We start from the raw sequence: 14208 nt of genomic DNA, 5'->3' as shown, positions 1-14208 counted from the left end.
AGTCGGGCACCGTCACCGTGCTGGGCCGGCCGGCCGGAAGCCCGGCGCTGCGCCGCCGCGTCGGATACATGCCGCAGGACCCGACGATCTACAACGACCTGCGGATCGTGGACAACGTCCGCTACTTCGCCTCGCTGTACGGCTTCGACAACTGCGCCGCCGATGCGGCCATCGAGCGGGTCGGGTTGACCGACCATCGAACCGCCTTCTGCGGCAACCTGTCCGGCGGTCAGCGCACCCGGGCGTCGTTGGCGTGCGCGCTGGTCTGCCGGCCCGAGCTGCTCGTGCTCGACGAGCCGACCGTGGGCCTGGACCCCGTGCTGCGGGTCGACCTGTGGGAGCAGTTCACCGAGCTCGCCCGCGGCGGCACCACCCTGCTGGTCTCCAGCCACGTGATGGACGAGGCCGACCACTGCGGCGACCTGTTGCTGATGCGCGAGGGCCACCTCGTCGCCCACACCACCCCGACCCGACTACGAGAGGACACCGGATGTCCGTCACTGGAGGACGCGTTTCTGTCCATCATCAAGCGCAGCACGAGGCTCCAGGCCGGTTAGGGCTGAAGGCCTACGCGGCCACCACGACGCGCATCCTGCGGCAGCTGGCGGCCGACCACCGCAGCGTCGCGCTGATCCTGCTCGTGCCGATCCTGGTGATCACGCTGATGTACTTCATGTTCGAGAACGCCCCACACCGACCCGGCACGCCAACCCCGTTCAACAACGCCTGCCTGATCCTGCTGGGACTGTTCCCGCTCTTCGTGATGTTCATCATCACGTCGATCACCATGCAGCGCGAGCGGGCCTCCGGGACGCTGGAGCGCATCCTGACCACGCCGCTGCGCCGGCTGGACCTGCTCATCGCCTACGGCACCGCATTCTCCATAGCCGCTGCGGCGCAGGCGATCCTGGCCTGCATCGTGTCATTCTGGTTGCTGGGCTTCGACACCGCGGGCAGCCCGGTATGGGTGTTCGTGATCGCCATCGTCAACGCCGTGCTGGGCGTCGGGCTGGGCCTGCTGTGTAGCGCCTTCGCGCGCACCGAGTTTCAGGCCGTGCAGTTCATCCCGTTGGTGATGGTCCCCCAGTTGCTGCTGGCCGGCATCATCGTGCCCCGGGCATTGATGGCGCACTGGCTGCAGTGGATCAGCAACGTGCTGCCGGCGAGCTACGCGCTGGAGGCCCTGCAGCAGGTGGGCACGCACAGCGAACTCACCTACGTCGCGGTGCGCGACATCGTCGTCGTGATGGGGTTCGCGCTCGCGGCGCTGTGCCTGGCGGCGGCGACGCTGCGCCGGCGGACGCCCTAGCGTGACGACGACGAATACCGGGCGCCGGCGGCCCGGGCGACCGGCGGGCAGCTCGGATACCCGAGAGCGGATCCTGACCAGTGCCCGAGAGCTGTTTGCCCGCAACGGCATCCGTAACACGTCGATTCGCGCGGTGGCCGCGGCGGCCGGCGTCGATTCGGCGCTGGTGCATCACTACTTCGGCACCAAGGAAAAGCTGTTCGCCGCCGCTGTGCACATCCCGATCGACCCGATGGAGGTCATCGGCGCATTGCGCGAGGTGCCCGTCGAGGAGCTCGGCCACACCCTGCCGTCAATGTTGTTGCCGCTGTGGGACTCCGAGATCGGTGTCGCGTTCGTCGCCGCGCTGCGCTCGATCCTGGCCGGTTCTGAGGTCAACCTGTTTCGGTCCTTCATCCAGGATGTGATCGCGGTCGAGGTGGGTCCGCGTGTCGACGACCCGCCAGGCAGCGGCGTCGTCCGCGTCCAGTTCGTCGCGTCGCAGTTGGTGGGGGTGGTGATGGCGCGCTACATCCTGGAATTGGAGCCGTTTAAGTCGCTGCCCGCCGATGTGATCGCGCGGACCGTGGCGCCGAACCTGCAGCGCTACCTCACCGGGGATCTGCCGGATGGGCTCGTGCCATGAGCCGTTCGTGCTCGTCGTCGTCGACGTCGCGCGCCTCGTCGATCAGCAGCACCGGGATGCCGTCCTCGATGCGGTAGGCACGCCGCAGCCGCGGGTTGTAGAGCAGCTCATCCCCGATGAGCACCAATGGGCCCCGATCGGCCGGACACACCAGGATGGCGAGCAGGGCATCGTCGAGCATCACTGCCCACCGCTCAGTTCGGACCGCGCGGCCGGCGTCAGCTTGCGGAACTGCTCGCTGGTCGCGTCGAAGTACCACGCCTGGCGCCCCGCCTTCGGGATCCCGGCCGCGCGCAGCGCGCTGACGGTCGGACGGTAGGTGGCGCTGAGCGTCAGCTCGGGACACACCTGCACGATGTCCGGCCCCACCCCGATGGGCAGGTCGCCGACGGCCTCGGTCAGGTCCGCCGCGGTGATGCCGGCCCCGGGCAACAGCGTCACGGCCGCGACCGCCAACTGGCGGTCGCCCACCGGGACGTTGTAGGTCACCGCGAGGTCGACGCCGTTGATGCAGCTCAGCGCGTCGGTGACCGGCTCGGCGAACACCAGCCCGCGCGCGGTGTGCACGACCGAGCCGCGCCGGCCCGCCAGCCAGTAGTCGCCGTCGCCGTCGCGGTAGAACAGGTACTCGGTGGAGATCCAGGTGTCGGCGGGGGCGAACACCCCCCGCTTGACCGACGCGCTGGGATCGATCGGCCCGCGGGACTGGGCGAGCAGCACCCCCACCTGCAGGGGCTCGGCACGCTGCACGAAGCCGCGGTCGTCCTCCAGGATCAGGTCGTGCTCCGCGTCGTAGGCCGCGAGCTCGACGCGCCCCACGCCGGGCAGCGGGCGTCCCTTGCTGCCGATCTTGGCGCCGGACACGTTGGCCAGCACCGCCTGCCCGTCGGTCGTGGCGAAGAATTCGACGACGTTGGCGGGCGTGAACGCGTCGAGCACCCGCTGCCACAAACCGGTCGGCATGCCCGAGCCGATGAACAGCCGCACCGGATGGTTGCCGTGCAGCACGAACGCCGGATCGTCGACGACGTCGCGCAGCATCGCCCAGGTGTAGGACACCACCGTCACGCCGTACTGGCGGATCTCCTGGACGAAGCGCTTCGGGTCCAGCCCGCGTGACAGCGCGATGCGGGTGCCGCCGACGACCGCGCCGCCCAGGCTGACCAGCAGGGCCGACTCGTGGTGCAGCGGCGTGAGGCAGTACACGGTGTCGCGGCGGTCCAGGGCGGCCGTCGACGCGGTCCCGAACGCCGACAGCGCCCACCGGTAGTTGGTGATCTGCTTGGCCACCAGCTCGCCGCCGGCGGCGGTGAACGCGATGAACGCCAGGTCGCGCGCCAATCCCGGGTTGGGCCGGTACCACGCCGGCAGCGTCACCGCGTCCGGGTCGATCTGTTCCATGTCGATGACGTCGCTGTCGTGGGGCAGGTGCAGATCGCGCGACTCGCCGCCACCGAGCACCAGGATCTGACCCGGCAGGTCGCGCGCGTCGTCGAGGTTGGTCGGGTCGGTGAGGATCTCGCTGACTCCCCCGAGCCGCACCGACGCGGCCAGGTCGGCGTCGGGCCGCATCACCACGGCGACGGCGCCCAGCCGCGACAGCGCGGCGATGGCAACGAGGGCGCTGGGGCGGGTCTCCATCAGCACGCCGACCCGGTCGCCCTGGCGCACGCCCACCTCGATCAGGCCGCGGACGACGTTGTTGATGCGCCGGTTGACCGCCTCGTAGGTGTGCACGCGCCCGTCGAACAACAGGAACTCACCCTGGGGGGCGTCGCGCGCCTGCTCCTCGATGATGCGGCCCAGCGAGATCCGGGTGTGGTCGTTGATCTGCCCGAGCCGGACCAGCCGGGGCAGCGTGCGGATGGTCTCGACGGCCAGCGTGCGCATCGACTTGTTGGCCGCGACGACCGTGCTGGCCGCTCCGCGCACCGCCCCGATCGCCGCCTCGGACACCTCGCCGATGCCGTGGGTGATCCTCGAACTCATCGCGACGCCGCTGTCGGTGTGCTCGACCGGCTGATCGGCCATCAGGTCGATGCCGCTCGGCTTATCCCCGCCCGTCGACAGCCAGCGCACCCATTCGGCCACCGTGGGCCAGCTCTCGCGCGCCGCCCGCGAGCCGACCACAAGACCGAAATGCCCTGTGCGGATGAGGCGTTCGTAGACCTCGGCGTTGGGCGCCGCCCGGCGGATGCCGCGCACCGAGGCCGGCTGCCCGATGTCGTCCACCTCGCCGACGAAGGCCAGCACCGGGCAGGTGATGTCGGTGAGCGTGACCATCTGGCCGTTGATCGCGAAGCCACCGGTCATCATGCGGTTGTGCGCGATGAACTGCTTGAGCAGCTCGGAGATCGCCGGGCCCGACCACGCGATCCAGCCTTCGCGCTCGAGGAATCGGCGCTGTTGTTCACGCGGCAGCAGCGCCTCGCGGTCGTGCAGCTGGCGCACGAAGTCCACCCGGGCCTTGGCCGTCTTGAGCGGGTCCATCATCTGAAAACCGGCGCGCGCCATCCAACTTGGGATGGCCATCCGGCTGAAGACGTGGTCGGCCATGAAGTTCGCGGCCGGCGCGGCGAAGTTTGCCGGGATGCCCATGGGCAGGGCCGCCAGCGTGTCCACCGGCGACCCGAACGCGACGATGCTGGCGATGTTCTTCGAACGCCGGTACGCCGCGGCCTGATAGCACCACATCCCGCCCTGCGAATAGCCAACCAGATGCACATCACTGCCGGTGACGTCCTTGACGGTGTCGACGGCCTGGCTGAGCGCGACGATGTGGTCGGCCAGATTGCGGCGCATGCCGCCCTCGACCTTGTCCGGCGAACCGAAGTCGATGACCCAGGGATCCAGCCCCCCGGCGTGCAGGATTCCGACCGCGCCGTCCTCCTTCGTGACGTCCCACATGTCGGCCGACATCATCATCGGGTGGACCATCAGGACGGGCGGTCCCACCGACGGCTGCCCGGGCCGGCTGTCCGGGGGGAAATACCGGCGCAGCTTGTACATCGGGACGCTCTCGACGATCTGGGATGGCGACGGCACCGTGCCGGTTTCCAAGCCCCCCAGCCGCAAGACCTCCAACCCGTTCTGTGCCGTGGCGACCAGCCGTTCGACCGGACGCGTGACCATCGAAAAATTGAGATCCACCGCTGCTCCCTGACTCTTGACAGCTCCGCCATCATGGCACACCGGTGCCCCCGGCGGTTCTGGTCAGGCCGTTTGCCCGCGCACACCCCCAGCGCGGCTCGACGGGAGTATCGAATTAGTCGAGCCCGTAAATTCTTCGGCCGCTCCGCGCCTCTTCACCGGTGCCGAATCCCCACGGGTCGCTGTCGGCCATGCGCCGCAACCGCTGCGCCATCCGGCGATCCTCCGCCGCGTACTCGCGGTGCCGAATCGCGTGTCCCCGCCACTCATCCGCGCGGCGATCATCGCGCCAGGCCGCCTCGTCATACGCGTTCGCGGTTCGGTCGTGACTGTCCGCCGAAATGTCCAGGCTGCTCGCCGCCGATCGCTGCGCCGCCCTGGCCAGCCGCCGCGCCTGCTCGGCCCGCCGGCCGGCGCGCAACGCGTCCTCGGCGCCCCACGCCCCGGGACCAGATTCGGCCTGGAATCCGTTGTGTGTATTGACCATCATCCGGTCCTCTCTCGAGCGCAGGATTGCCCGGTTGTCGCGGCTGAAACCGATCCGCACCGACGAATCGGCGAAGGATGACTTGCGTTGCCCCCCATGGCTTAGCGCCACCGGCGGCCTGACAGGGAATTCAATGGTTAGCCCCCGCGAATCCGGGTATTTAACCCGAGCGCAAGGTTTGCGACGCATGCCTGCATGCCGTCACGACCACCTCGGTTGAAACACGCAGCTGGGCGCTTAACCGGTCCTGTGGGCAGCCACCTCGACTCGATTCCGCGAGCGGTGTCGTTGGGGTGGCCGTCCGAACGTGTTTCCTGCGGGAGTGAGGTGCCCCGATGGGCAGGCGGCGGGCTTCCACCACGAGCGTCCCTTGGCGCGGAACGTCGACACGATTCACCGGTTCAGGACGCTTCACCCGCGTTCGCCACCAAACAGCTCACGACGCGTTCAGTCCGGGTCGCAGGCCCGGCCGACCCTAGGAAGAGGGATTCAAATGATGTTGCTGGACAACGCCGGACGGCGCCGGGGCGGCGGCGGTGCAGGGCAGGTGACCGAGCGCGCGCTGTACGACGTCGCGCACGGTCGCTTCGAACGCTCCCTGTCGGGGCTGACGGCAATCGCGGCCGTCGTCACCACCGCGGAAATCTATTTCGAGCACTACAAGGCCAGTTTCGGCAACAAATGGATGTGGAGCCCGATCGTCGTCACCCCGCCGGTGGTCGTCGCCGGAATCGGCGGGGTGTTCTCGCGCCGCTGGGCCAAAATCTGGCTGCCGATCACCGCGGGCGTCTACACGGCCAACGGGCTGATGGGTGAATACCTGCACGCCCGCGGCGTCGCCCGCAAACCGGGCGGGTGGAAGAACGCGTCCTACAACGTGCCGATGGGCCCGCCGATCGCGGCGCCCGGGCTGATGTGCATGGTCGGCGGGATGGGCCTGCTGGCCTCGATCCTGCGCCGCGAACGGTTCCGGCGATAACGCCGGATTGCGAGGGACTTTCACGATGGCCGACACCTCTCTCCCCGACCACCTGCCCAACCTGCGCCCCGACCGCCAGCCGCCGCACCCGTCGTGGCTTCCGACGCAACGCCGCGGCACCACGCCCCAAATGATCGGGCGCTACCCCGATTTCGACGTTCTTCAGACCGCCGACACGTGGGACGACGCCACCCGCAAGGTGGTCCTGGCGCGGCTGGAACCGCCCGGTCCCCTGCGGTTCTTCACCGCCGAGCAGGAACCCTGCCTGCGCGCGTTCTGTGACACCGTGCTGGCGCAGGACAGTGAGCCGCGGGTGCCGGTGGCCGAGTCGGTCGACTCCAAGCTTGCCGGCGGACGCCTCGACGGCTACCAGTACGCCGACATGCCCGACGACCGCGACACCTGGCGACTGGTGCTGCGCGCGCTCGACGAGACGGCCGTCCGCCGCTACGGCAAGACGTTCGCCGAAGCCGAGCCCGCCGCCCGCGAAGCGATCATCGAGCAGTTCTCCCAGGGCGAGCTCGAGGGCGGGGTCTGGGAGCGCCTGAACGTCAAGCGCGCCTGGTCGGTGTGCATGCGAATGACGTTGTCGGGCTTCTACTCCCACCCCTGGGCCTGGAACGAGATCGGCTTCGGCGGGCCCGCCTACCCGCGCGGGTTCATGCGTCTCGGCGGCGCCAGCGGCCCGGCCGCGGCGCGCGAGCCCTTCGAGACCCGTGGCGCCACCGACGAGGATCCCGTGCCGATCGTGAAAAGCGGTGAGCTGTGATGGGCGACTTCCTGCGTGGTGTGCTCAAGGGAGCGGTGGGGCCCAAGGACAACGACTCCCGCTTCCTGCTCGACGTCCATTCCCGCGACCTGCCCGGCGAGAAGACCATGTGTCGCTATCGCGACGACGACGAGGTCGACCTGGTGGTGGTCGGCGCCGGCGCGGGCGGCTCGGTGCTCGCGCAGCGGCTGGCCCGCGCGGGGTGGCGGGTGGTGATCCTCGAGGCCGGACCATTCTGGCATCCCGACGAGGACTGGGTCTCCGACGAGGCCGGCTCGCACGACCTGTACTGGACCCAGAAGCGCATCATCGGCGGCGACGACCCGATCGAGCTGGGCAAGAACAACTCCGGGCGTGGGGTCGGCGGCTCGATGGTGCACTACGCCGGCTACTGCCCGCGGTTCCACCCCAGCGACTTCGCCACCCGCACCCTCGACGGGGTCGGGGCCGACTGGCCCATCGGCTACGAAGACATCCGCCCGCACTACGAGCGCGTCGAACTCGAGTTGCCGGTCGCGGGCCAGGACTGGCCATGGGGCCACAAGCACCGCTATTCCTTTGCCCCCCATCCCATTTCGGGGGCGGCCGCCAAATTGTGGCGAGGCGCGATGGAACTCGGCATCGAGATGCGCGTCGGGCCCGTCGGCATCGTCAACGGTACCTTCGGCAATCGCCCGCACTGCATCTACCGCGGTTATTGCCTGCAGGGCTGCAAGGTCAACGCCAAGGCCAGCCCGTACGTCACACACCTGCCGGACGCGTTGGCCCACGCAGTGGAGATCCGCGCCAACTGCATGGCCGCCCGCGTCGAACTCGACGAGAACGGCGCCGCGCGTGGGGTGGTGTACTACGACGAGGCGGGCGGCACCGAACGCCTGCAACGCGCCAGAGTCGTTGCCGTCGCGGGCTATTCCATCGAAACGCCCCGGCTGCTGCTGAACTCCGTCAGCGACCGATTCCCGAACGGGTTGGGCAACAACGACGATCAGGTCGGGCGCTACGTGATGGTGCAGGGCGCCACGCAGTCGGCGGGCCGGTGGTCCGAGGAGGTCCGGATGTACAAGGCGCCTCCGCCAGAGGTGTCCTCCGAACAGTTCTACGAGACGGACCCCGCGCGGGGATTCGCCCGCGGCTTTTCCATCCAGACCGTGTCGCCCATGCCCATCGGCTGGGCCGAACACGTGATGGCCGAGGGGCATTGGGGCCGCGCGCTGCGCGAGTACATGCGTGACTACAACCACTGGGCGACCATCGGCGTCCTCAACGAGCTGTTGCCCCGGCCGGACAACCGGGTCACCCTCGCCGACGAGACGGACCCGTACGGCCTTCCGGTGGCCCGGTTCGACTACAGCCTCTGTGACAACGACAAGGCCAACATGGCCCACTCCACCAAGGTGATCGGTGACATCCTCGATGCTGCCGGCGCCCAGGACAAGCTCACCATCGAGCGCTTCGCGCACCTGATCGGCGGCGCCCGCATGGGGACCAGTCCGGAGAATTCGGTCGTCGACTCCGATCACCGCGTGTGGGGCGTGCCGAACCTGTTCCTCGCCGACGGGTCGGTCTGCCCGACGCAGGGCTCGGCGAACCCGGCGCTCACCATCATGGCGTTGGCCTCGCGGCTGGCCGAGCGGATGGCTGGAGGCAAGATTCCCGCCGGCGCGGCCGGTGCCGTCGGTGGGCGGTCGAAGGTGTCGGCGCGTGGCTGAGCAGACGATCGACATCGACGCGGCGTACGCGCCGCGGGTGCTGCGCGAGTATGCGCTGCTCGCCGACGGCGAGCGCGGCGCGCTGATCGGCCCGCAGGGCGACGTGGCGTGGATGTGCGCGCCACGCTGGGACTCTGACGCCGTCTTCTCCGACCTCATCGGCGGCGACGGGGTATACGCGATCACCCCGACCGATCCGCGGCACGTGTGGGGCGGCTACTACGAACCGGGCAGCCTGATCTGGCGCAACCGCTGGATCACCCGAGACAGCATCGTGGAATGCCGTGAGGCGCTGGCCTTTCCGGGCGACCCCGATCGGGTGGTGCTGCTGCGTCGGCTGATGGGCTGCCAGGGGACCGCGCGCGTGCGCGTGCTGTTGCGGCCGAGCGCGGAATTCGGTCGGCACGGCACGGGGAAGCTCAGCCTCCACGAGGGGGTATGGAGCGGCCGATCGGGACGGCTGCGCTGGCGGTGGTCGGGCGGCGCTGACGCGCGCGCGGGGCGTTCCTCGCGTGACCGCAACGAGCTACTTACCTGCGAGATCACCATCGGCGAGGGCCAGCACCAGGACCTAGTGCTCGAGTTGTCCGAACAGGAACTGCCCGACCGGCCGCCCGACCCCGACACCACCTGGGACGCCACCGCGGCCGCCTGGCAGCGCAGCATGCCAGAGCTCGGCTGCACCATCGCCCCGCGCGACGGGCGGCATTCCTATGCGGTGCTGCGCGGTCTGACCAGCAGCGGTGGCGGCATGGTCGCGGCCGCAACGATGAGCCTGCCCGAACGTGCGCACACCAACCAGAACTACGACTACCGCTACGCCTGGGTCCGCGACCAGGTGTACGCCGGCATGGCCGCGGCGGCCGTCGGCGCAACCGAGCTGCTCGACCGGGCGGTCGAGTTCGTCGGTGGCCGGCTGCTCGACGACGGCCCGAAGCTCAAGCCCGCCTACACCGTCAGCGGCGCCCCCGTTCCCAGCGAACAAGCGCTCGACCTGCCGGGTTACCCGGGCGGCACGGACAAGGTCGGCAATTGGGTCAACCAACAGTTCCAGCTCGACGTCTTCGGCGAGTCGCTGCAGCTGCTGGCCAGAGCCGCCGCCGCCGATCGGCTCGATGCGGACGGCTGGCGCGCCGCCCAGACGGCGATCGCCGCGATCGAAAAGCGTTGGGGCGAGCCGGATGCGGGAATCTGGGAGCTCGAAGACGAGTACTGGACGCAGTCGCGCCTGGCATGTGTGGCCGGGCTGCGCGCCATCGCCAAGGTGGCCGGCGGTGGCGCGGAGGTTTCCTCCTCCGCCTCGCTGGCCGACGCCATCCTCGCCGACACGGCGGGCAAGAGCCTGCACCCACAGGACGGCTACTGGCAACGCAGCCCAAGGATTTCGGGGGTCGATGCGTCGCTACTGCTGGCCCCGGTACGCGGCGCGCTGCCGGCCGACGACCCGCGCACCCGCGCCACACTGGACGCCGTCCGCGCACAACTCACCCATGACGGGTTCGTCTACCGCTTCCGGCACGACCAGCGCGACCTCGGCGATGCCGAGGGAGCCTTCCTGCTCTGCGGATTCATGATGGCCCTGGCGGAACACCAACTGGGCCATGCCCACTGCGCAATGCGCTGGTTCGAACGCAACCGCGCCGCCTGCGGGCCGCCCGGACTCTTCTGCGAGGAGTACGACGTCAGGCAGCGACAGCTGCGCGGCAATCTGCCGCAGGCATTCGCGCACGCCCTGCTGCTGGAATGCACGGCCACCCTCGCCGAGGACGCCGTCCATCACGACTGACCGGACAAGACGAAAGGCAGACGCTATGACACAAACCGTAGTGATCACCGGGGCCAGCGCCGGCATCGGCCGCGCCACCGCGCAGCTGTTCGGGCGCCGCGGCGCCAATGTCGCTCTGCTGGCGCGCGGCGCCGCCGGCCTGGAGGGCGCGGCGCGCGACGTCGAGGCCGGCGGAGGAAAGGCGCTCGCAATCCCGACGGATGTGGCCGACTACTCGGCCGTCGCGGCCGCCGCCGACGAGGTCGAATTGACGTTCGGCCCCATCGACACCTGGATCAACGTCGCGTTCACGTCCGTGTTCGCACCGTTCCACGAGATCAAGCCCGACGAGTTCAAACGGGTGACCGAGGTGACCTACCTCGGCTACGTGCACGGCACCATGGTGGCGCTGGCGAAGATGAGGCCGCGCGATCGCGGCACCATCGTGCAGGTCGGCTCGGCGCTCAGCGAGCGGTCCATCCCCCTGCAGTCGGCCTACTGCGGCGCCAAGCACGCCACCAACGGGTTCACCGAATCGGTGCGCTGCGAGCTGCTGCACGAGGGCTCGAACGTGCGGATCACCGTCGTGCAGATGCCCGCGGTCAACACCCCGCAGTTCTCCTGGGTGTTGTCCCGCCTGCCCCGGCATCCCCAACCGGTGCCGCCGATCTACCAGCCGGAGGTCGCCGCGCGCGGCGTCGCCTACGCCGCGGATCATCCAGGGCGCAAACAGTATTGGGTCGGCGACAGCACCGCGGTCACCCTGCTCGCCCAGAAGTTCGTCGCGCCGTTGCTGGACCGCTACCTCGGTCGCACCGGATACGACTCGCAGCAGACCGACGAACGCGTGAACGGAGGACGGCCGCACAACCTGTGGGAGCCCGTCGATGGCGAGTCCGGGAGCGACCACGGCGCCCACGGCGAGTTCGACGACAAGGCCCACACCCACAGCCCGCAGGTGTGGTTGTCCCAGCATCCGCTCGTCGGCGGCACCGGTGCGCTGGGGCTCGGGCTGGGTGCGCTGCTGGCGCTGCGGCGGGCGCGATGACGGCCTGGGCGCGAATCGTTTACGGCTTGGTGCTCCTCGCCGCGCCGAGTTCGCTGCTGCGGCTGGCGTCCGGCAAGCCGGCGACCCGTCGGGAGCGCGCGGTCACCCGCATCCTGGGGGCGCGGCTGCTGACGCAGGCGGCGGCGACCGACATCAGGCCCGACGCGGTGAGCGTCGCGCTGGGTGCCGAGGTCGACTTCGTGCACGCGATCACGATGCTCGGCTGGGCGGCCGTGGACCGCGGCGCCCGGCGGCTCACGCTGCTGAGCGCCGCGACCGCCGGCCTGTTCGCCGTCGCCGGCGCCGCCCAGGCCCGGCGGACGCCGGCGGTGGCGGACGCGCCGACCGGCGACGCGCTGGCCACGCTCGTCCGGCTGCGCCACCGGATCGCCGAAACGGTTGCTGGGTACACCCTGCCGGGCGACGTTCGAGCCGCCCTCAGGACTTAGGAGGACCGCATGCTGGACGCCTGCATCGACGAGGTCACCGCGCAGGCCTACGAAATCCCGACCGACGCGCCGGAAGCCGACGGCACCTTCGCCTGGTCGTCGACCACGCTGATCCTGGCCGAGGTGGTCGGGGGCGGCCGGCGCGGGCTCGGCTACACGTACGCCGCCGGCGCGTGCCGCGAGCTGATCACCGGGCCGCTCGCCAGCGCGGTCAAGGGACACAGCGCCCTCGATGTCGACGACGCCTGGGAGTCAATGGTCAGGGCGGTCCGCAACAGCGGGCGCCCGGGCCTGGTGTCCTGCGCGATCTCGGCGGTCGACACCGCGCTGTGGGACCTCAAGGGCAAGCTGCTCGATCTGCCGGTGTGCCGGCTGCTCGGCGTCGTGCATCCCGAGGTGCCGATCTACGGTAGCGGCGGCTTCACCACCTACGACGACACCGCCACCCGCGCGCAGCTCGAGCGCTGGGTCGACAACTGGAAAATCCCCCGCGTGAAGATCAAGATCGGCGAGTCTTCGGGTTCCGACGAGCGCCGCGACCTGGACCGAATCGCGCTCGCGCGCAAGGTGATCGGGCCCGACGTCGAACTGTATGTGGACGCCAACGGGGGTTATCGACGCAAGCAGGCGATCCGGGTCGCCCACGCCATGGCCGAGCACGACGTCACCTGGTTCGAGGAACCCGTCTCCTCAGACGACCTCGCCGGGCTTCGGGAGGTGCGCGACCAGGTGACGCCGGACGTCACCGCCGGCGAGTACGGCTACGACCTCACCTACTTCCGCCGGATGCTGGCGGCTGACGCGGTCGACTGCCTGCAAATCGACGTCACCCGCTGCGGCGGCATCACCGACTTCCAGCGGGCCGCGGCCGTCGCCGCCGCCTACCACGTCGACGTGTCCGGACACTGCGCACCGAACCTGCACTCCCACGTCGCCGCCGCGATTCCCAACCTGCGGCACCTGGAGTACTTCCACGACCACCACCGCATCGAGCACATGCTGTTCGACGGTGCCCTGCCGCCCGACGGCGGGTCCTTGCGGCCGGATCAGCACCGGCCGGGGCTGGGGCTGGAATTCAAGCGCGCCGACGCCGAGCAGTACCGGGTGAGCTGATCGAGGGATTTCGCGCGGCCCCGGCGTGCTTGAACGTGCCCGAAAACGGGCATTGATAAGGCAAAAACGAAAGCATTCCGGGAGAGACGGGCGATGACTGTGAACGAGGATGACACCGGTCAACGTCGCAATGGGCGGGCCGGCGGCTCGCCGCCGGAGGCGGTGATGTCCGACGTGGTGCACGAGGGCGAGCTGGGCGCGCTCGACCTGGTGCTGGGCCTGGGCGAGCCGCAGCGGGTGGGCAGGTTCCGGTTCTTCCTGGACGGCCAGCGTTGGGAATGGTCGGACACCGTCGCGCGCATGCACGGCTACGAGCCGGGACAGGTCGAGCCCACCACCGAGCTGTTGCTGCAACACAAGCACCCCGAGGACCGCGAGCGCGTGGCCGCCGTGCTGGACCGCGTGGTCAACGGCAAGCCGTTCAGCAGCAGGCACCGCATCATCGACACCGCCGGGCACACCCGCTGCGTCGTCGTGGCGGGCGACCGGATGCTCGACGACACCGGCGCCCTGATCGGCACGTCGGGGTTCTACGTCGACGTCACCGACTCGTTGCACTCCGACATCACCAACGTGCTGGAGGCGGTGGCCGACGCGCGCGCCCGGATCGAGCAGGCCAAGGGCGTGCTGATGAGCGCCTACGGCATCTCCGCGGAGCGGGCCTTCGACATCCTGGCCTGGCGGTCCCAGGAAACCAACCTCAAGGTCCGCGACCTTGCCGCCCGCTTCCTGGAGGCCGTCGCCGGCAAGGCGTCGCCCGACACCCGGACCCACATCGACCACGCGCTGCTGACCCTCGAATAAT

14 protein-coding genes are annotated in these 14208 nt (G+C 69.7%); 11 read left to right on the top strand and 3 right to left on the bottom strand.

From position 1 onward, the window contains the following. From A5712_RS24605 to A5712_RS24595, 3 genes are all read left to right on the top strand, one after another. The coding region (locus tag A5712_RS24605; RefSeq protein ID WP_068111241.1) for an ABC transporter ATP-binding protein at positions 1–557 on the top strand (557 nt) is incomplete at its 5' end. Then, positions 491–1309, top strand: a complete 819-nt coding sequence (locus A5712_RS24600) for an ABC transporter permease (protein WP_156766754.1) — start codon at positions 491–493, stop codon at positions 1307–1309. The genes A5712_RS24605 and A5712_RS24600, both read left to right, overlap by 67 nt. Position 1310: 1 nt before the next feature. Then, the gene (locus A5712_RS24595; protein WP_068111239.1) at positions 1311–1934 is read left to right on the top strand and encodes a TetR family transcriptional regulator; all 624 of its coding nucleotides are present in this window, start codon (positions 1311–1313) and stop codon (positions 1932–1934) included. Here A5712_RS24595 and A5712_RS24590 read toward each other — a convergent pair. The 3 genes from A5712_RS24590 to A5712_RS24580 all read right to left on the bottom strand — a co-directional run bounded on the left by A5712_RS24590 (position 1900) and on the right by A5712_RS24580 (position 5571). Then, complete coding sequence (locus A5712_RS24590; protein WP_068111235.1) at positions 1900–2115, bottom strand: Trm112 family protein; 216 nt, start codon at positions 2113–2115, stop codon at positions 1900–1902. The genes A5712_RS24595 and A5712_RS24590 overlap by 35 nt on opposite strands. Then, positions 2115–5084, bottom strand: a complete 2970-nt coding sequence (locus A5712_RS24585; protein WP_068111232.1) for an acyl-CoA synthetase — start codon at positions 5082–5084, stop codon at positions 2115–2117. The genes A5712_RS24590 and A5712_RS24585 overlap by 1 nt, the downstream gene beginning before the upstream one ends. Positions 5085–5199: 115 nt before the next feature. After that, on the bottom strand, positions 5200–5571 hold the full coding sequence (locus A5712_RS24580; RefSeq protein WP_231982229.1) for a hypothetical protein: 372 nt from the start codon (positions 5569–5571) through the stop codon (positions 5200–5202). Positions 5572–6064: 493 nt separating this feature from the next. Between A5712_RS24580 and A5712_RS24575 the strand changes: the two genes are divergently transcribed. From A5712_RS24575 to A5712_RS24540, 8 genes are all read left to right on the top strand, one after another. Then, a complete protein-coding gene (locus A5712_RS24575; protein ID WP_068111225.1) occupies positions 6065–6550 on the top strand; it encodes a hypothetical protein in 486 nt (161 codons plus the stop codon). Between the two features lie 25 nt (positions 6551–6575). Beyond that, positions 6576–7319: a gluconate 2-dehydrogenase subunit 3 family protein gene (locus A5712_RS24570; RefSeq protein ID WP_068111222.1), complete on the top strand. Its 744-nt coding sequence runs from the start codon at positions 6576–6578 to the stop codon at positions 7317–7319. Continuing rightward, complete coding sequence (locus tag A5712_RS24565; protein ID WP_068111218.1) at positions 7319–9028, top strand: GMC family oxidoreductase; 1710 nt, start codon at positions 7319–7321, stop codon at positions 9026–9028. Before A5712_RS24570 ends, A5712_RS24565 begins: the two co-directional genes overlap by 1 nt. Continuing rightward, the gene (locus tag A5712_RS24560; protein ID WP_068111215.1) at positions 9021–10814 is read left to right on the top strand and encodes a glycoside hydrolase family 15 protein; all 1794 of its coding nucleotides are present in this window, start codon (positions 9021–9023) and stop codon (positions 10812–10814) included. Before A5712_RS24565 ends, A5712_RS24560 begins: the two co-directional genes overlap by 8 nt. Positions 10815–10839: 25 nt before the next feature. Then, on the top strand, positions 10840–11841 hold the full coding sequence (locus tag A5712_RS24555) for an SDR family oxidoreductase (protein WP_068111213.1): 1002 nt from the start codon (positions 10840–10842) through the stop codon (positions 11839–11841). Continuing rightward, the gene (locus tag A5712_RS24550; RefSeq protein ID WP_068111210.1) at positions 11838–12290 is read left to right on the top strand and encodes a hypothetical protein; all 453 of its coding nucleotides are present in this window, start codon (positions 11838–11840) and stop codon (positions 12288–12290) included. Before A5712_RS24555 ends, A5712_RS24550 begins: the two co-directional genes overlap by 4 nt. A 9-nt stretch (positions 12291–12299) precedes the next feature. Next, complete coding sequence (locus tag A5712_RS24545) at positions 12300–13403, top strand: enolase C-terminal domain-like protein (protein ID WP_068111207.1); 1104 nt, start codon at positions 12300–12302, stop codon at positions 13401–13403. A 93-nt stretch (positions 13404–13496) separates the two neighbouring features. After that, entirely contained in the window at positions 13497–14207 is a 711-nt protein-coding gene (locus A5712_RS24540; RefSeq protein ID WP_068111202.1) for a PAS and ANTAR domain-containing protein, read from the top strand. Position 14208 lies beyond the last annotated feature (1 nt).

It is taken from the genome of Mycobacterium sp. E2327 (assembly GCF_001672675.1).
In the GTDB taxonomy this organism is placed as follows: Bacteria; Actinomycetota; Actinomycetes; order Mycobacteriales; family Mycobacteriaceae; genus Mycobacterium.
The sequence above is the reverse complement of the archived record's forward strand: the minus strand, read 5'-3'. Positions and strand labels throughout refer to the sequence as shown.

What these genes read in the sequence shown, in the direction of transcription:
- A5712_RS24600 (WP_156766754.1), top strand. Translation starts at nt 491, where the DNA reads ATGTCCGTCACTGGAGGACGCGTTTCTGTCCATCATCAAGCGCAGCAC.
- A5712_RS24590 (WP_068111235.1), bottom strand. Translation starts at nt 2,115, where the DNA reads ATGCTCGACGATGCCCTGCTCGCCATCCTGGTGTGTCCGGCCGATCGG.
- A5712_RS24580 (WP_231982229.1), bottom strand. Translation starts at nt 5,571, where the DNA reads ATGGTCAATACACACAACGGATTCCAGGCCGAATCTGGTCCCGGGGCG.
- A5712_RS24575 (WP_068111225.1), top strand. Translation starts at nt 6,065, where the DNA reads ATGATGTTGCTGGACAACGCCGGACGGCGCCGGGGCGGCGGCGGTGCA.
- A5712_RS24570 (WP_068111222.1), top strand. Translation starts at nt 6,576, where the DNA reads ATGGCCGACACCTCTCTCCCCGACCACCTGCCCAACCTGCGCCCCGAC.
- A5712_RS24565 (WP_068111218.1), top strand. Translation starts at nt 7,319, where the DNA reads ATGGGCGACTTCCTGCGTGGTGTGCTCAAGGGAGCGGTGGGGCCCAAG.
- A5712_RS24555 (WP_068111213.1), top strand. Translation starts at nt 10,840, where the DNA reads ATGACACAAACCGTAGTGATCACCGGGGCCAGCGCCGGCATCGGCCGC.
- A5712_RS24550 (WP_068111210.1), top strand. Translation starts at nt 11,838, where the DNA reads ATGACGGCCTGGGCGCGAATCGTTTACGGCTTGGTGCTCCTCGCCGCG.
- A5712_RS24545 (WP_068111207.1), top strand. Translation starts at nt 12,300, where the DNA reads ATGCTGGACGCCTGCATCGACGAGGTCACCGCGCAGGCCTACGAAATC.
- A5712_RS24540 (WP_068111202.1), top strand. Translation starts at nt 13,497, where the DNA reads ATGACTGTGAACGAGGATGACACCGGTCAACGTCGCAATGGGCGGGCC.